We start from the raw sequence: 18,614 nt of genomic DNA, 5'->3' as shown, positions 1-18,614 counted from the left end.
AAAAGCACAAGGAAAGGCAACAAAATCCCCTGCGGAGAACACCTCCGAGGGGAAAATGAGTATATTTATCTGGTGCAAACATTATTTGAATTGGTATAATTTACGGTCAGCCGTAGTACCTGGAAATTAATGAGATTGCTTCCCTTGACTGCGTTGCGATCGCAATGACAAATACTATATTAGATTGCAACTTGGTATCAATCTAATTATTTGCTTGTGCGTGGTCTAAGCAAATAATTAATTTTTCGGCTAAAATTTGTACGCTTGGTTCTCCCAACATACCTAAATGTGTACCTGGTACTTGGTGAATTTCCACACCTTTGTGAGCCATTCCATACCAGCCTCTACAGGATTTGAACTGACACCATCTCAAAATTTCTTTGGTAGTAAATAAAGTGACCTGTCCAGAGTAAGGTTGTGGTATATAATCTCCCATTGTGGCTTGCTTGAAAGTTTCTATCAATGCCATGTTGTAAGGATTGGCATCTTCGGTAAACGAGTGTTCATTCCACAAGTCAAATTTGCTGCTTGGTTTCCCAGTCAACAGGGAAGCAAACCAATCGACTTTAGCGAGAAAATAGTTCCATCTATCCGCCGATCGCAGTTGCAATAGAGTCAGCAAATATACATAAATTGTCCGCCAAAACGAAGGATTACGGATATACAAGCTGGGGTTATATGTATCAAACATAGCTAATAAAGCCACGCGATCGCCTTGAGCATCTAACTGACGCGCCATTTCAAAAGCGATAATTCCCCCACTCGAAAAACCACCCAACAGATAGGGGCCATGTGGTTGCACAGTGCGAATCTCTTGGATGTAATGAGATGCCATGTCCTCAACTTTGGTGTGGGGAGCTTGTTTACCATCTAGTCCTTGTGCTTGTAGCCCATATACAGGTTGTTCTGTACCTAAGTGACGTACTAGAGTTTGATAGCCAATTACATTACCTCCGAGGGCATGGATTAAGAATAAAGGCCGTTTTGCACTGCTACCTAGCTGAATAGTTACCAAAGAAGACCAAGAAGCCGATATATTTGGTTGGCTGAGAATGCTAGCTAATTGTTCTATGGTAGGTGATTGCAGTAAGGTCGCTAAAGGCAGTTTTTGACCAAATTTCTTTTCGATTTGGGTAAATAATTTGACTGCTAGTATCGAGTTTCCACCCAAGTCAAAGAAATTATCCTTGATGCCAATTAACTGAATATTTAATACCTCTGACCAAATTTGCGCTAACTCAATTTCTACAGCTTGACTAGGGGCAACAAAGGCTTTCTCTAATTCCGGTCTTTGGTTGGGAATGGGTAAAGCGCGACGGTCTACTTTACCATTTGGAGTTAGTGGAATTTTGGCGATCGCAACAAAGGCAGAGGGTATCATATACTCTGGCATTTTTTCTTGCAGAAAACGCCGTAATTCATTCATGGAAGACGCATTTTCAGCATCTACCACAACATACGCCACTAATCGCTTATTTCCTGGCTCATCCTCTCTGGCGATAACTACAGCTTCCTGTACAGAGTGGTGTTGTGTGAGTACGCTTTCAATCTCTCCCAACTCAATGCGGAAACCGCGAATCTTTACCTGATGGTCAATCCGCCCGAGAAATTCAATATTACCATCACTAAAATAGCGGGCTAAGTCCCCAGTTTTATATAATTTTGAATTGCCAAAGGGATTGGGAATGAATTTTTGGGCTGTGAGTTCTGGTTGATTTAAATAGCCAGAGGCTAAACATTCTCCACCTATATACAATTCCCCAGTTACCCCTACGGGGCAAGGATTGAGGTAATCATCCAAAATATAATATTGAGCATTTTGGATGGGTTTGCCATAGGGAATACTCTTCCAATGGGCTTCTACTTTGCCAATGGGGTAATAATTAGACCAAACAGTTGCTTCTGTTGCTCCACCCAAACTAACTACCTCAACCCCTGGGAAGGTAGCTTTCAGTAAATCTGGCAGTGTAACTGGTATCCAATCACCACTCATAAATACGAGGCGTAATTGGGGATGGCAATTATTTTCTTGAACCTTGGGGAAAAAACTAGCCAGTTGTTGCAGTGCTGGCGGCGCAGAATCCCAGAATGTAATCGGCTCATGACAGAGAATGTGCAACAAGGCTTCTGGATCTCGGACATCATGGCTAGGAACAACTCGAATTGAACCACCAGCAGCTAAAAGTCCAAAGATGTCATAAACCGATAGGTCAAAACATAAGGATGTGATAAATAAAACTCTGTCGTCAGAATTGACATTAAATGTTTTGTTTACCCATTCAATGAGATTGATGACTGGTTGATGACGAACTACAACCCCTTTGGGTGTACCTGTAGAACCAGAAGTAAAAATCACATAGGCAATATCATCAGAATTGGCAGATGCTGGCAAATTTTCTGTGGATAGTAAATCTAGATTGGGACGATTCCACACTTGCTGATGTCCTACTTCCCATACAGATTGAGTATGTGCAGATTTATCTAAACAGATTAAGTGTTGCAGTGCACTCAGTTCTAGCTCATGGATACTAGGTAACAGGCCAGTTTGGGTAACTAAACAATTAATTTGCAGAGAAGACAGCAGTAATTGAATGCGTGCTTTAGGGAAACTGGGTTCTAATGGCACATAGGCACCTCCAGCTTTTAAAATCCCTAGCACTGCGGGAATCATTTCTATGGAACGTTCTAGATAAACAGCAACTAACACCCCAGGTTTTACACCCAGTTGTTGCAGGTGATGGGCTAATTGATTAGCTCTACAATTCAACTGATGATAAGTTAGTTGTTGCTCGCCACAGACAACAGCTACAGCATTGGGTGTCTGCTTTACTTGCGCTTCAAATAGTTGATGAATACAAAGTTGCTCGGCAAAATCAGCTTGTGTATGATTCCACTCGATTAACATTTGCTGTCTTTCATCTGCTGTTAATAGTTGCAATTCTCCTAAACACTGCCAAGGATGAGTGGCCATGCTGGACAATAAAGTCTCAAGATGTCCCAGCATCCGCGTAATTTTGGCATCGTCGAAGAGCTGTTGGTCATATTTGAGTTTCAATAACAATTCTGACCCTGCATAGCCAACCAATGTTAGGGGAAAGTTCGTCTGTTCTTCTAGGCGGAATTCCAGGTTTTGCCATCTACCACCCTGAGAACGCAAAGCTGAATCTAATTCATAATTTTCAAATACCAAAATACTATCGAACAAAGGCGTTCCTGCTGGAATATCGCTCCATCTTTGCACCTGGGTTAAGGGAGTATGTTCATATTCTCGCAAAGCTACCCACTGCGATCGCAATTCCTTGAGCCAAGTTAGCAGTGGTTTTTCCCCAGAAACCCTAACTCGGACTGGTAAGGTATTGATCAACAGCCCTACCATCGATTCAGCTCCCGCTACAGAGGAATGGCGACAGGCTCTTGTAGCACCAAAGACAACATCTGTTTCGCCACTGTAACGGCTTAAAAGTATTGCCCAAGCACCCTGTATTAAAGTATTGAGTGTAAGTTGATGTTGTTTAGCTAAAGACTGCAACATCGCCGTCGTTTTTGGTGAAAGTTGGATTGCTTGCTCGCCAAAACCGCTTTGCTCATGGGGGTTTGAGTCTACTAATAAAGGTGTGGGTGCAGTAAAGCCTTTAAGCAAGTTCCGCCAAAAACTTTCAGCCCGAGACCAATTTTGTTGCTGTAACCATGCAATGTGGTCTTGATAAGGACGGGGTGCGGGGAGTTGTACTGCTTTACCTTCACGCAAAGCGTCATAAAAGGTGAATAATTCTTTGATGACGATAGTCAAAGAGCGACCATCTAAAACAGCATGGTGAAAAGTCCAAACAAATTGGTAGACAGATGTTTGCAAGCGAAATAATGCTAGGCGCATCAAGGGTGCAACATTCAGCTGAAAACCACGCCTGCGATCGCTTTGCAGATAAGCTTGTAATTTAGTTGATTGTTCTATATTAGATAAGCCACGCCAATCTTGCTGTTCTAGGGGAATGATCACTTTTTGATGCACGCATTGCAAAGGTTCTGGTTCACTTTCCCAATCAAAGCTAGTTCTCAAAACTGCGTGTCTTTCTAGAACTTTCTGCCATGCTTGTTGAAATGCCAAAACATCAATTTCTTCATCTACTAAACAAATCATCTGCTCAATATCAACTCCTGGCTTTTGAGCAACTAGATTGTTAAATAGCATTCCTTGCTGTACAGATGAAAGTTGATATAAATTTTTTAGACTTACTACGGGCATTTGATGCTGGTACAAATAATAGATGGTTTGATGATTATGGGAAATGTAATCATCTGGATAAAAATTAGATGATTACAAAATTAAATAAGACTTTTGATATGAATTAAGGGATGAAACTATTTTCCTTGTGAAGGTAGTCTCAAAATCATGATTTTTGACTAATCTTGTAACCATTATGGAATCGTAAGCTTTGCTAATTCACATCAGGCTTATAAGAGGATGTTTGAAAAGTCTGTAGTAGTGTATCAAATATTTTTTACCCCACCCTAGCCCTCCCCTTAGAAAGGGGAGGGAACTGGATTTTCCGGTCTCCCCCCTTGCCAAGGGGGGATTAAGGGGGGTAACAGTGCAATTAAAATCACAGGGAAAAACTTTTCAAACAACCTCTAAGATAGATTCTCTGCGAACTATAGAAATTAGTAGATTGGTTACAATACATCAACTCTATCCACCAATTACTAAATAATTTTATAGAATAAGCAGAGGATAAAAAAAATATGGTAGTGCCGCTTTAATAGTTATCAATAGACTTTAGCAAGTAATAATTCTTTTTTTGTATAAAAACTATAAAGAGTCCTCTAAGTTTTGCAAAGAAAATGTAAAGCAATAATATTTCATCCGTGATTTCAACTAATAAATTTACTATATTTGACCAGCTAATTCTTAGAAAAATCAATACATTCAAGACTATTTGCAGCGTACTTATTATATAAGTTACATATTAAATCGGTAAGGAGAAATCAAGGGATTGAATAAAAGGAGATATGAAAATGTAATCGTTTTGGAGTAAAAAATATTTCAGTTGATTATCAGTGGTTTACTTAACCGAGTGTTAAAGTTGACTTCATCCAAACAATTATTTATCAAATTACTCAATACCCACATCGAATATAGCTATAAAATTTCTATTTTCCCTGTTTACTAAAGCAATTGTTTATTTTTTATTGGGAATTTCCGAAATCGGTTGCCATTCTTCACTTAAAAATCATGGTTTTAGCTTGAAAATCTTAATTTTTATAACCGTATTATTACGGTTATCTATTTAGTTTACATATTTTAATATTATTATTAATAATATCCGCGCAGTGTGACATTAATTAGCTATAGCATTCCTATTGCATAGGTAATTTGTTCTTTTTATTCCCTCAATGAAAGCGTAATATCGCAACTACTGCATGGATTGCTATATACCACAGAAAATCATTTTCACTGATATGATTTTCCCCAAAGCAATTTTGAATCTCTAAGCTTTACTGATGGAGACAAGATTAGCAATATAGGGTAAATCTACTGATATTTCTATGGTTTCTGTTTGGTAATGATTGTATAGAGTCCAGTGCTTTATTACAAGAAATTGGTCACTCTCAGGTTGATTAAATCACACGATATTTATTTGCTGAATTCCTGATTAAACTTATGCTCTCTCTCGAACAAACAAAATTAGATAAATTATTGTATGAATTTCAACACTCCATCAAAATTCAGTATAGTGGCCAGCTAAATGTTAAAAACCATCATAACGAGCAATGGAATTTCTATTATCATCTAGGGCAAATAGTGTGGGCAACAGGAGGAAATCATCCTCGTCGTCGTCTATATAGATACATCACACAGAATTGTCCACAGATTGCGATTAGCAAGTTACTCTTAGATGTTGAAGATACTGTAAGCGATCATTGGGATTATCGTTTACTAGAAATTCTATATAAAAAATATCAGGTAACTATCCCACAAATTAACGGCATTGTGAGGGGAACAATATCAGAAGTTATATTTGATGTAGCTCAAAATCTCAATCGTCATCCTTTATCCTATGAGCGCCATCAAGAAATAATTTTAAAAGCACCCACTGATTTCACAAATTCCAATATAGTTATTCAACAAGTACAAGAATCTTGGAATATTTGGTCAAAACCTGGGTTAGCAACTTTCTCTCCTCACTTAGCACCAATCATCCGTAAACCAGAAGAACTTCGACAGATGGTAAGCCCAACTGTCTACAAAAACTTTGCAAATTTAATGAACGGCAAATACACCTTATGGGATTTAGCCGTAAAAATGAATCAGAGTTTATTATCAGTCACTCGTTCCCTACTTCCTTATATTCGTCAAGGAATTATGGAACTAATTGCAGTACCTGACTTGACTTTACCAACTACAGAACTCAAAAATAGCTATAACTTTACACCACTAAAACAGCTAACTGCTCCACTTATTGCTTGTGTAGATGATAGCCCCCAAGTTGGTCAATTGCTCCAAGAAATTCTCATCCCATTTGGGATGAGGTTGATTAATGTTCAGCAACCTGTGCAAGCTCTACCTATTTTGATTCAACATAAGCCAGACTTAATCTTCTTAGATTTAATTATGCCAGGCATAAATGGATATGAACTCTGTGCCCAGTTACGCAGAACTTCTGTATTGTCAAACACGCCAGTAATTATTTTAACGGGCAGTGATGGTCTGTTTGATAAAGTTCGGTCTAAGGTTTTTGGTGCAACAGATTTTGTGACTAAACCTATAGAGGTTGATCAAGTTTTGAATAAAGTGCGTGAATATCTACCTAATGCACTAGTGCAAACTGGCAGAAATAACTAATCAGTAATAAAATTCAGCTCAGTAACGCCAGTTGCTTCTCCCAAGGAGAGACGTTAAGCGAACAAGTCTGGCGACCGAACGCACTGGCTCCTCAGCACTACCATCACGACTGCTGAGAAACTTTTGCCGCATTGTACTAGGGATTTGCAACTGCAAAAATAATCAATCACTCCCTCAAGCAGGAGATACAGAAATATAAGGCTAAAGGGGCAAGAGTTATTTCTTGCCCGATGTCGCATTTTCAAGTTTCAATGAGATTGAAAGTAATTTTTGACGATTTGTAAAATGCGATCGCTTGCTTTACCATCTCCAAAAGGATTGATAGCGTTTGCCATTGTGTCGTAAGCTAAGGGGTTTCTGAGTAACTCCGCCGCAGCTGCCACAATATTCTCAGTTTCAGTGCCTACAAGTTTAGCTGTACCCGCCGTTACTGCTTCTGGCCTTTCTGTGGTTTCTCGCAGAACTAGTACAGGCTTACCGAGGCTGGGTGCTTCTTCTTGCAAACCCCCAGAATCAGTCAGCAAGAAATGCGATCGCGCGATCGCGCCGACTAATTCCTGATAATCTAAAGGTTCTGTTAAAAATATCCGGGGATGATTCCCTAACAGCGCCTGCAATGGTTCCCTGACTGTAGGATTGCGGTGTAATGGTAAAAGTAGCGCCGTATCAGGAAATTTCTCTAATATCTGTAAAAACCCCTGAGCAATTCCTTGTAGTGGTTCTCCCCAATTCTCCCGGCGATGCACCGTAGCCAGCAATGTGCGATATGATGACCAGTCTAAACCGGGAATATTGCAAGCTGGCTCAATTGCAGCCACATTTAACAGCGCATCAATTACCGTGTTACCCGTTAAGTGAATCTCACCCAACACACCAGAACGCTGTAAATTTTCCACAGCCAATGGTGTGGGTGCAAAGTGCAATTGCGTAATCTGCGAAATTAGGCGACGGTTCGCTTCTTCTGGATAAGGATTCAAGATGTCATCAGTTCTTAATCCTGCTTCTACATGACCTACAGGAATTTTTTGATAAAAGGCCGCCAACGCTGCGGCAAAAGCTGTTGTAGTATCTCCCTGTACTATGACTAAGTCTGGCTTGCTTTCTTTAAATAACTTTTCCAAACCGCGCAAACTGCGACAGGTAATATCACTTAAAGATTGCTGAGGCTGCATAATCTCTAAGTTTCCATCGGCTTTGAGGTTGAATAGCTGCATTACTTGCTCAACCATTTCCCGATGTTGTCCAGTCAAAATTACTTGTGACTCAAAATCTTGTGACCTTTGAAATACTTGAATTACAGGAGCTAGTTTAATTGCTTCTGGACGAGTACCTAAGATTATATAAACTCGTTTTTGATTAGTCATTAGTTATTGGTCAAGGGTCAAGGGTCAAGGGTTAAGGGTTAAGGGTTAAGGGTTAAGGGTTAAGGGTCAAGGGTTAAGGGACAAAGGCAATGATGACAAACGACTATTAAGAAAATTAAATTGTAGAGTATGTTATACCAATTTGAAAAAAGAATGTGACAGATACACAGACCTAAAGCCTTGTCCTGTCTAGATTCTTAATTTTGAATTTTGAATTTTGAATTTTGAATTGGTATTATCGCTATCAAGTAGGGTAGCAGCAAATTTAAGCTGCGAGCAAAATTTAAGGTGCATTAGCCTTTGGCATAACACACCTTACTTCATATTTATTCATATATTACTAACACCAAACACCAAATAACAAACACCAAATAAACATGAAAAAACCCGGCTGAACCGGGCAGATGTACTGTTTGTCGAAGTTAGCAATTATTTGATTTCGCAAGTTAATGGACAAGATGCGTAGACGGAAGTATGCAATTGTTCTGCTTCTCCATGCAGCCAGTTCAGCCATTTGATTTGTTTTGGATGTACACCTTTAGCAGTTAACACCCCAGCAGCTAAAACAACTGCCATGACATTAAACAAAATCAAACCGCCTGCTACTAATAAAACTGCACTTACAGGCATCACAGATTGCAACACAATCGACAACAGACACCCGACCGTAGCCATTAAAACAACTAATGGGAACCCGACAACCAACAAACATACTGCCAACGTGAAAGTCCAGATCAAAAAACTTTTGATCATTAACAAGGAGTAGGTCTTACCTAGATTAGAGCTATCTGCCGAAACCATGACTTTTCCTCCCAAATACACAGCAAGATTTTTACTTCAGCTTTATCTCACTTTCGCGAGAACACTGAACTATTCAATTAGAAGTTCAGTATATAAAAACCTACTGCTAAGATGAGCATTTAGTTACTAAAGTTTACAGTTAATTTTTTGTAAATATGAATGTAAAGCGTAAGTCATATATAGGTAGAAAGCCTACTATCAACATCTATCAAAAGGAATATAAGAACTTAAGCAGGTACTTCACTAATGCCTTTTAAATGATCTACATCACTCCTGCTTAACATTTCTTATAAAAATGCCTAGGTCTTCTCATAATTCTCAGATAGCGCTGAAGAAATTATCTGCTAGTGTTTTTGCTGTTAATTGATAACTAGTTTTGTCCAGGCTGGAAATAAATTTCTCATTTAGAGAGGATAAAGTATTTTCTCTTAAGTAATATGTCTTAATAAAAACTTATTATTAGCCGGAATATCACTGATGCTTTCCCAGGGTTTGAGTATGTTAAACAAGTTGATATCTAGTTAATAAATTTTACATAACTAATAAATGCCATAAAGCTAGTAAAAAAACATACTCATGTCAGTTGTAAAAAAAGAACTGACATCGGTTTTCAAATATCAAGCAAATAAACACCAAGCACCCTGCACTACAAGCACCTCGAGACTATCCATCAGTAAGTTTTCCGCTAATTTAATTTTTTGCTTCATTGTAAAGATTTATGACAGACCTACAGCGTCCATCTACTTCTAATCCCGCTCCACGTAATGTGCCGCCAATGCCGCCGCCAATGCCAGCACCACCGCCACCAACGCTGAGTACCCAACGCCAGGCGACACAAACCTTGGATATGTCAAACTACCCAGGAGTTCCGGCTGCGCCACCACCAGTTGCACCGCCACCACCTGCTGCAACCCATCGTCCTGGTACGCCACCACCAATGCCTACTGTTCCGAGTCCCAAAAGCACTACTCCGACTCTGACATTAGAGAAGCTAATTGAAGAAGCTTACGAAAAAGGATTTTCTGACATTCACTTGGGTGTAGGTGAATGTCCGCGTTTTCGCAACCGGGGCGAAATTGAGAAAACCAATCATCCAGAAACAGATAAAGACACTTTTATCAGTTGGATGCGGGAAGTTTTAACGGAAGCTGAAATTCAGCGCTTTGAAGAATATTTAGAATTTGACGGTGCAACTCAGTATGAATTTGCCCGGGTGCGGATTAATGTCTTTGGCTCGCTCAAAGGCTATGCAATGGTACTGCGGTTAATTCCGTTAAAAATCTTAACAATGGAGCAGTTAAGATTACCGCCTATTTTTCAGGAAATTTGTCATGCTCACAAAGGTTTAATTCTGGTAACTGGGCCTACGGGTTCTGGTAAATCCACAACGATGGCAGCAATGATTGACTACATCAATAAAGAGATGCCTAAGCATATCATTACCATCGAAGACCCGATTGAATTTGTCCACAAAAGCCAAAAATCGTTGATTAAACAACGGGAAGTGGGAATGCATACCCGCAAGTTTGATAACGCTTTAAAAGCAGCCTTGCGGGAAGATCCAGATTTAATCCTCGTGGGTGAAATGCGGGATAAAGAAACAGTCAACACCGCGCTAAAAGCTGCTCAGACAGGTCACTTAGTAATGGGAACTTTGCACACTAATAGTGCTGTAAAAACCATTGAACGGATACTTAACCTCTACTCTGGGGAAGAACAAGATGCTATGCGGGTGGCAATTTCCGAGTCTTTAGTAGCAGTAATTGCCCAAGGCCTGTGCCGAACGACAGATGGTAAACGGGCGGCGTTCCACGATATCCTGATTAATACTGAGGCCATTAAAGAATGGATTAAAGATGGGAAATATGACGAAATTACTGAACTCATGAAACAAGCCAGCTTTGATGGCATGATCACCATGAATCAGTCGTTGTATAACCTCTACCAAGATGGACGCATTACTGAGGAAACAGCCTTAGAGATGTCACCAACTCCTAATGAAATGGCTCAATTCCTCCGAGGAAGAGTTTAGGTAAAGTAAATAAGTAAAGTAAAAAGTAAAAGGTAAAAAACAAAATTTTTTACTTTTTACTTTTTGTTGTGGAGTTATGTAGTTCCCAAAACTGACTTGAATACAGATAAACTATCTAAAACCCAGCTGTTTAAAGGTATTGCCCTGTTTACACCTGGAGGCGATTTAATTTACTGCATCGACCCTAGTAAACAAGGGAGATGGCATTTACAGTTATGTGCTGCTTTGCAGGAAATACTGGATCTATCAGAACCCCCACATTTTTTAGTACCTTGCTATACAGCAACTGTGGATCACTGGTTAGATCCGCGCACTAAACAAGTACGAACCTTTGCGGAAGCTTATCCAGCAGTTTTGCGACATCAAGCTGTGCTCAACGCGATTTTTGGCACGGGGGATTTAGCATGGCAAGCTGCTCCTTGGGTCGATGGTTTGTGCGATCGCATGGTATTAACTACTTATCGTTCCTCATTTCCGCAGCTTTGGGAAGACCATGACTTAATTGTGCGCTTAGATGCGGAATCAACACAGAAATACCATCAAGTTGTCACAAAAACACAGAGTTTCCAACTAAAAACCCAAGCCTATGTCTTGCGGCTGTTTGTAGCTGGGCATAGTGCAAATACGGAACGCATTCTACATAATTTACATGAACTACTAGAGCGATCGCTGGGACAACCATACACTTTAAAAGTAGTTGATGTGCTAACTAATCCCGAACAAGCTGAAATCGATCAGGTAAGCGCTACTCCCACTTTAGTTAAAGTTTGGCCCCATCCCATTCGCCGACTTGTTGGCGATTTAGATCAAGCTGAAAAAATATTACAAATGTTAGGCGCGCAAGAGAAATTGTAAGTATAGGTACTAGTAATTAGATGAGGGAGATGAGAGAGATAAAGGAGAAAAATAATCCAAAATTCAAAATTCAAAATAATGCCCTCTTACCTATCCCTTGTTCCTTCTCACAAACACCAAACATCAAATCCTCAACACAAAATACAAAACAACTTAAGCTCTTTTAAACTCAAAATTCAGATGAAGTGATGTGATTCATATCGTTTCAAGCAGTAAATCTACTCTTGATATTATGTGTAAGCCTTAACTATAAATAACCATCTAGTTACACTTACATATAGCACTACTAAAAGGTGTTTTTGACTGTATTATTTGTTTGTAAATAGGAAATTTATGTAGTCGTCAATCTATCTTAAGGATGAAAAATGATAATGTCCACTTCAAATAAATTGAGGGGTAATACCCCTCTCCTTGTTTGTAAAATATAAGTGTAAAATAAGACTTGGGTTTAAAGAAATATTTTGCTTCCAATCCTACTCATTTAATTTTGAGTAGGATGTTTTATATCTATTATTTGTAATTAATATTTAACGATTTAGCTATATATCTAGACAAAGATATATATGCGATCGCATAGTATTTACATAAGTTAATATCAGTAAATCAGTCCGCGCGCAGTTAAACGATCATTAGATGTTGAAATACGTTTAAATAGATAAAAACATAACTAAGCAAGCTTTTCTAGTTTTCACAGCGAAGTCCGTAATTGCATTCTTCCGCCTCTAGCTTGAAAGTGCTGAGTTATAAGTTCTGAGTAAAAATCCCCGCCTCGACTTTCATGGATGGTAGTGCATTTTTTTCATTGGGACTGCTTCCAATACTTGCCGGTTAAGGGCAAAAGGGGAAGGGGAAAAGGGGCAAGAAAACACCTTCAACCCTTACCCTTTAACCTTTTCCCCAAACCAAATTCTGAGTTGAAAATCCTTAACAGAGCAGTATTGGGACTGCTTTCTCTATTCCCCTGGCTTGCCAAAGTGATTGATGATTTTTATTCGCAAGAATCTTATGTTTAATCCTTAAAAAAAAGGCAGGATAACCTGCCTGTAGAATGAGTCTAAAAATCTATCTTCATTCAAGATAGCACTTGGCGTTGACAATGCTATGACAACACTGTGTCATCAATATGGTTAGTTTGTAAGTAATTATATTCTATTACCTAAGTATAATTAACCAAAAAATGATGAAGTGAGATTGGGTAAAGGCTCCATAAATGTTGACTCAACAAGATAATGGCAAGCGGTAACGGCAAAGCTGTAAGTGTACTCTGTTGATTTACGCCGTGCTGTACTATGAGCTAGAGAAGAGAAATTTTCGTATTAGTTTAGGGGGTTAGCCATAGATGAATGTCTGAAAAACTGTTAATTGCTGACTTCTGGCGAGTTTAAATTTGCGCCTGATGAATGCGGTAATTGATACTATTTTTCACCTGTGATGGAGATGCTATGAGCAGGATTGCTTTCCAGCTTTATTAGTACTTTATACTTCGGCTTTAAATTGACAAAAATTTAACTTATTATATTAATTTAAATAATGTTTACCATAGATAAATTATTGGTAAAGGCTTGTGCTGGCTACACATCTGTCATATATTTTTAAAATTGCTTTAGAGTTTTGATTGTATTTTTTGTGGAGTTTTCACAGCTAAAATATCGGCAAAGATACCCAGCCCACAAGAGTTAGAGACTTCCAATTAAATAAATATCCCATCCCTGCGCGACGCTACGCGAACGCTTTTGAAGTGCGTAGGGTGCTTTAGTAACGCTTTTCGTGCGTTACGGCTTATGCCAAACTCGATAAAATTCTAAATAATCCATATTTTCTGCACAGTGCCACAGAAGTTTAAAAGAGTTGCGATATTTTTCCCATTCATCATCTAAAACTTGATAGCAGTTGGAATTTTTTAAAGCTGCTATTACTTGGGGTAACTGTTCATTGAGAATGGTTTCTTTTAAGTTATCGGCTGCGCGTTTATGCAGTGATACACTTTGGGTTGATGCCATTAATTGTAATAAAGTTGTCAGTGCAACTGAATTACCTGGATTGAGTTGCGCTAATTTATAAGCCCGTCTTCTTTGAGTATCTTCATCCTCAGAGGCGGCGATACCGCGGATTAATTCAGAAATTTTGGAGTTGATAGAGAAATAATTTGATGCGCCTGATTTTTGTTTTCTCTTGTTTCTTCTGTGCTGATGAAATGTTGAGGTGGGAGAAACTGTAGCGGATTTAGGTAACTCATCACCTTGAAGTGTGGCTAAATTTTCTAAAGCTTGTCGGCTTTGAGAGGAATCAATTGCAGATGTAGCGATTTCCTTGAGTGTAGAAATGGCAATGAAATTTTGAGGGTCGATTTTACCTAAACTATAGGCAGCTTTGCGACGGGTAGATTCATTTTTGCTAGATGCAATAATTTCTACTAAAGCTGCGATCGCAATTTGATTACCAGCATCGACTCTAGCTAAACTATAGGCAACTTGCCAGCGAACTGAATCATAATGTAGAGTTTTGACGAGTGCTTCTAATTTAGCGATCGCAATTTTGTTACCTGGATCGAAGATTTTACCCAAGCTGTAAGCCGCATTCCAGATTACAAAGTCATTTTGGCTGGAAGAGATGTAGTTTTCTAAAGCTGCGATCGCTTTTGGGCGATCGGTTTTTAATAAAGCCACCCGCGCACATTCTACAATTGGGGCTGGGTATCTCCACGGCTTTTCGTCTTGGAAGTCGCCATAACCAAAACGCCACGTTACCAACTGCTGCACAATTTCATCAGCTTTTTGACAATCTGCAAATTCAGCAATTCCTTGGGCGGCGACAAAATAAGCTTGATAGCCGTAGTAGCCACCACAGTTATCATTGAACTCAATTAATGCTTGGATAAATTCTTCCTTGTGTGTTTGCGGAATGTCATCTCTACCCAGCCATAGCAAAATAACTTCGCGCCATTGGGGTGCAAAGATGCGGTACCTGGGAGGTGAGGGGGATGAGGGGGATGGGGGGGATGAGGGGGATGGGTTGAGATGGAATGTGTGATTTAGGAAAAAATGCCAATCTGTAACGGCTTGGGCGGCAAAATATTCTTGAAAGGTGGGATGGTAAAAAGCATAAACTTTTTCGCCCTGAGTTTCGGAGATACCTACTTGATTTAGCCAGCCTAACTGTAATGCTAATTGAAATAAGCCATCATCAGACGCGCCGAGAACCTGAGAAACAAAGCGATGTCTGAGGCGAAACTTGGTTTTTTCTTGGGAAATAGCTAATAATGCTAATTCTCCTAACGCCCGATTTAACTGCTGTCGCTGGGAGGAAGTTGTGGGAAAGCGATCCTGTTTCCATTCGTAGATTGACTCTACAAACTGTTCATACAACATCGCTTTAGTTGTCGGTAATCTTCCCTGGGCTAATCCCCAGGTACGACATAATAAAGCTAACCTGAGCGGATTTTTTACCGCATCCTTTAACCGTCGCCGTTCTGGTTGATTTAACTCTGCTTGTAAACTCTCACCACAAGCGGGATGATCTTGAAACCAATGCTGAATAAATTCTCCTACTTGGTTGGATGCAGATTTAGAACCGAAGGAAAATTCTGTGCCATAGCTAAAATTTAAGTTGCGATAGACTTTAAAAGCTTGCAGTGCATTTTTACCGCCATCCCAAACATTCAGCCGACAAGTCAAAATTATCCTGGCATCTGCAACCCAGCCTGTCAAAAAACTCGCAATTTTCGTTAAAGCTTGGCTAGATTCCAAAGCCATTTCATCCACTGCATCTAAGAGTAACCAAACTCGCCCTTGGTTAAACTGTTCGCAGAATGCTTCCTCAACTTCCTCCGAGACGCGCAGCTTGCGAAGTGCAGTAGGTAGCCAATCTTGAATTAAGTATTGCTCTAAAGTTTTACCTTGCAAATCTGCCAAAGAAACCCAGACAGGTAAATCTTCAGTATTATCTACAATCCATGCGGCAATTTTTTGCAACAATGTAGTTTTTCCCGCCCCTGGTTCGCCTAAAATGGCGATGCGTTGGCTATCTTGCGCCCCTAATAATTGTTGAATAAATTCATCAGGGTTAAAAGTCTGAGTCATTTCCGAATCTTCCGGTTCATATAACCGCGAACCATCTTGCGGCGTGACATCGCCACCTTGACGCAGACGTTGTTTGCGTTCCACCAAACCCAGGGGAACATAAACCTGATTTAATTCAAAACTCACACCATCAGCACTCGTCAGAGGATTGGTAGTCAGCCTTTGGTGATTTTGCGCCGTTAAAGCATCACGACAAAGTTGCTTCCAGTCGGGAGAAAAAGCAGGGGAGTAGGGAGCAGGGAGCAGAGGGGAAAGGCTTTCTCCTTTTCTCTCTTCTCTTGCTACTTGCTTCGACTTCTCTGGGCGGTTGGTTTCCCAGTGGATATCAAATTTTTGTAAATTGGCTGTTATGTCTTGGCGATCGCACCATAAATTGAGAGTAAAGTGCCAAGTTTCTGAACCGCTACGAGATGGGCGATTATCTTCTAAGATTTCTAAAAAGTCTGCAAACCGTTTTAAGGCTTCTTTAATTTGTTCAGCGTTTAATTGTCCTTCACCGACTGCCAAACTTGTTAATGTTTGTAAAAATCTTACTTTTGTTCTGACAACCAGACGATTTTCCGACAGCCAGCGAGTTTGGATTTGGGGACGCAAAGCATCCAAACTCGCTTCATCACTACAGTCTAGGGCATCATTAGCATAAGCTAATAATACCTCTAACAAGCGGCGCGATCGCTTTTTTGCTTCGGGGCCATAACTCGCTCTTGCCATCGCTGTAGTTGTAGAACTGGACAACGTTACCGGGAATTATCCAAGTTTAACAACTTCCGCGCTGGGTATTTAGTTAGTAACGGGAAGGGGAAGGGGGAAACGGTAAAGGGAGAAAGGGGAAAAGAAAAGTAAATTTCCTACCCAATCCCCAGTCCCCAGTCCCCAATCCCTATTTCTCCGGCGGTAAATCGATACTGTAAAGAGTGTCTCCATTCAAGTTATGCAACGCTACTGTCATTACGGTTGTATAACTGTTAATTTTGACTGTCCCGAAGAATTGCAAACCTTCACTGGGAGGACGATTTGCTTTCATATCTGGGGGAATACTGAGAAATTTCACTTGCGGGCCGAAGGTATTATCCAGTTTGTTTGGCCCAAATGTCCCGGCGTTGAGAGGCCCGGCGACAAATTCCCAAAAAGGCTTGAAGTCGGTAAACTGTGCTTTAGCTGGATCGTAATAGTGGGCGGCTGCATAATGCACATCCGCAGTTAACCACACAACATTCTTAATAAAGTTGCGTTTAATAAAACGTAGTAAGTCAGCTAGTTCTAGTTCTCTTCCTAAAGCGGGGCCATCTCCATTCGCCCAAGCTTCAAAGTTAGTGCTACCATCTGGAACTAACAAACCTAAAGGCATATCACTAGCAATGACTTTCCAAGTTGCTTTTGATTGCTGTAATTGTCTTTTTAACCATCGTAGTTGTTTGCTGCCTAAAAAGTCTGTATCTTTACTTTGTTCTGTTTGACGATTAGTTGTGTTTGGCCCGCGATAAGTACGCTCATCTAGCATGAAAATTTCTAGTAATGGCCCATAGCAGAAAGAACGATAAATTTTCGTATTGTCTGTTTGATCGCCTTTTAACTGAATGGGCATATATTCTAAAAATGCTTGTCTTGCTCTTTGAGCTAACAAAGAAACATCTTTAACTGTATAGCGATCGTCGTTGATAATTATCTGCCCAGGATACCAATTATTCCTAGTTTCGTGGTCATCCCACTGCGATAGGATGGGAACTTCAGCATTAAATCGTTTAATGTTTTCATCCATTAAATTATATTTATAATTACCACGAAATTCCGCGAGAGTTTCTGCAACTTTTGATTTTTCTGGTGTGGTAATGTTGTTCCAAATTTTGCCGTCATCCAGAGTTACTTGTGATGGAATTGGCCCATCAGCGTAAATATTATCGCCGGAATGGATGAAAAAATCGGGATTCATTTTCCGCATAGTTTCGTAAATTTTCATCCCACCAAAATCAGGATTAATTCCCCATCCTTGACCGGCTGTATCTCCACCCCAAGCAAAAAAGATATCTTTTTTATATTTAGATGGAGTACGGAAAGTACCTGTAAAAGGAGCGCTATAGATATTTCTCTCAGCTAAATTTTGGAAAGTTACCCGATAAAATATCTGTTGACCTGGGGGTAAGTTATTAAGATTTAACCTGGCTGTAAAGTCGCTATCTTCCAAAGCCTCTGGGCCGAAAACACGCTGAACACGGCGAAAAGATTCGTGAGTCGAGTATTCTACAATCATCCGGGCGGGGCGATCGCTCTTACTCCAAATGATAATGCTATCATCGCTAATGTCTCCGCAAGCTACACCATAAGGTATGCTTGGACGCATTTTTTCGGATGTAATAATTGCTGGTGCTTTTCCAAAAACTGTTGATTGAGACAACAGATTTTGAGCGACAATTCCGCCACCTGTCAGCGCTGAAGTTAGCAAGAATTGGCGACGGTTTAGCTTCGCTGGCGGTTTGAATTCCATAATTTTTAGCAGTGGTATTTCAGAAGAAAAATTGCTGAGTGCTGAGAGATAGTTACAGTTTTATTAGCTTTGTGCAATAAATACATAAAGCTTTTCGATAGCAAATCTGCAAAACTTGCTAATAGCAGAAATGTTGGAAATATTACCAATTACCAAGTTG

At 39.9% G+C, this 18,614-nt stretch carries 8 protein-coding genes; 3 read left to right on the top strand and 5 right to left on the bottom strand.

Going from position 1 to position 18,614, the window contains the following annotated elements:
* Positions 1–202: 202 nt before the first annotated feature.
* The gene (locus tag AACU25_RS25920; protein ID WP_096580589.1) at positions 203–4,243 is read right to left on the bottom strand and encodes a non-ribosomal peptide synthetase; all 4,041 of its coding nucleotides are present in this window, start codon (positions 4,241–4,243) and stop codon (positions 203–205) included.
* Between the two features lie 1,416 nt (positions 4,244–5,659).
* Here AACU25_RS25920 and AACU25_RS25915 point away from each other — a divergent pair.
* Complete coding sequence (locus tag AACU25_RS25915) at positions 5,660–6,841, top strand: response regulator (RefSeq protein WP_096580587.1); 1,182 nt, start codon at positions 5,660–5,662, stop codon at positions 6,839–6,841.
* A gap of 248 nt (positions 6,842–7,089) precedes the next feature.
* Here AACU25_RS25915 and wecB read toward each other — a convergent pair whose 3' ends face one another.
* Together wecB and AACU25_RS25905 are read right to left on the bottom strand one after the other, a co-directional pair.
* Positions 7,090–8,205, bottom strand: coding sequence for a non-hydrolyzing UDP-N-acetylglucosamine 2-epimerase (gene wecB, locus AACU25_RS25910; RefSeq protein WP_096580585.1), 1,116 nt, complete (start codon positions 8,203–8,205; stop codon positions 7,090–7,092).
* 429 nt (positions 8,206–8,634) lie between these two features.
* Positions 8,635–9,006 carry a hypothetical protein gene (locus tag AACU25_RS25905; protein ID WP_045868419.1) on the bottom strand — a complete coding sequence of 124 codons (372 nt, stop codon included), beginning with the start codon at positions 9,004–9,006 and terminating at the stop codon, positions 8,635–8,637.
* Between the two features lie 718 nt (positions 9,007–9,724).
* Between AACU25_RS25905 and AACU25_RS25900 the strand changes: the two genes are divergently transcribed.
* On the top strand, positions 9,725–11,038 hold the full coding sequence (locus AACU25_RS25900; protein WP_096580583.1) for a type IV pilus twitching motility protein PilT: 1,314 nt from the start codon (positions 9,725–9,727) through the stop codon (positions 11,036–11,038).
* 96 nt (positions 11,039–11,134) lie between these two features.
* Complete coding sequence (locus AACU25_RS25895; protein ID WP_096584070.1) at positions 11,135–11,893, top strand: circadian clock KaiB family protein; 759 nt, start codon at positions 11,135–11,137, stop codon at positions 11,891–11,893.
* Positions 11,894–13,665: 1,772 nt separating this feature from the next.
* Here the strand turns inward: AACU25_RS25895 and AACU25_RS25890 are convergent.
* Positions 13,666–16,683 carry an NACHT domain-containing protein gene (locus AACU25_RS25890; protein WP_096580579.1) on the bottom strand — a complete coding sequence of 1,006 codons (3,018 nt, stop codon included), beginning with the start codon at positions 16,681–16,683 and terminating at the stop codon, positions 13,666–13,668.
* 169 nt (positions 16,684–16,852) lie between these two features.
* Entirely contained in the window at positions 16,853–18,454 is a 1,602-nt protein-coding gene (locus AACU25_RS25885) for an alkaline phosphatase D family protein (RefSeq protein WP_096580577.1), read from the bottom strand.
* Positions 18,455–18,614: the final 160 nt, after the last annotated feature.

The sequence above is a fragment of the Tolypothrix tenuis PCC 7101 genome (assembly GCF_963874875.1).
GTDB classification, from domain to species: Bacteria; Cyanobacteriota; Cyanobacteriia; order Cyanobacteriales; family Nostocaceae; genus Aulosira; species Aulosira tenue.
The sequence above is the reverse complement of the archived record's forward strand: the minus strand, read 5'-3'. Positions and strand labels throughout refer to the sequence as shown.

Excerpts from the sequence above, each read along its gene's own strand:
- AACU25_RS25920 (WP_096580589.1), bottom strand. The coding sequence starts at position 4,243 with ATGCCCGTAGTAAGTCTAAAAAATTTATATCAACTTTCATCTGTACAG.
- AACU25_RS25915 (WP_096580587.1), top strand. The coding sequence starts at position 5,660 with ATGCTCTCTCTCGAACAAACAAAATTAGATAAATTATTGTATGAATTT.
- wecB (WP_096580585.1), bottom strand. The coding sequence starts at position 8,205 with ATGACTAATCAAAAACGAGTTTATATAATCTTAGGTACTCGTCCAGAA.
- AACU25_RS25905 (WP_045868419.1), bottom strand. The coding sequence starts at position 9,006 with ATGGTTTCGGCAGATAGCTCTAATCTAGGTAAGACCTACTCCTTGTTA.
- AACU25_RS25900 (WP_096580583.1), top strand. The coding sequence starts at position 9,725 with ATGACAGACCTACAGCGTCCATCTACTTCTAATCCCGCTCCACGTAAT.
- AACU25_RS25890 (WP_096580579.1), bottom strand. The coding sequence starts at position 16,683 with ATGGCAAGAGCGAGTTATGGCCCCGAAGCAAAAAAGCGATCGCGCCGC.
- AACU25_RS25885 (WP_096580577.1), bottom strand. The coding sequence starts at position 18,454 with ATGGAATTCAAACCGCCAGCGAAGCTAAACCGTCGCCAATTCTTGCTA.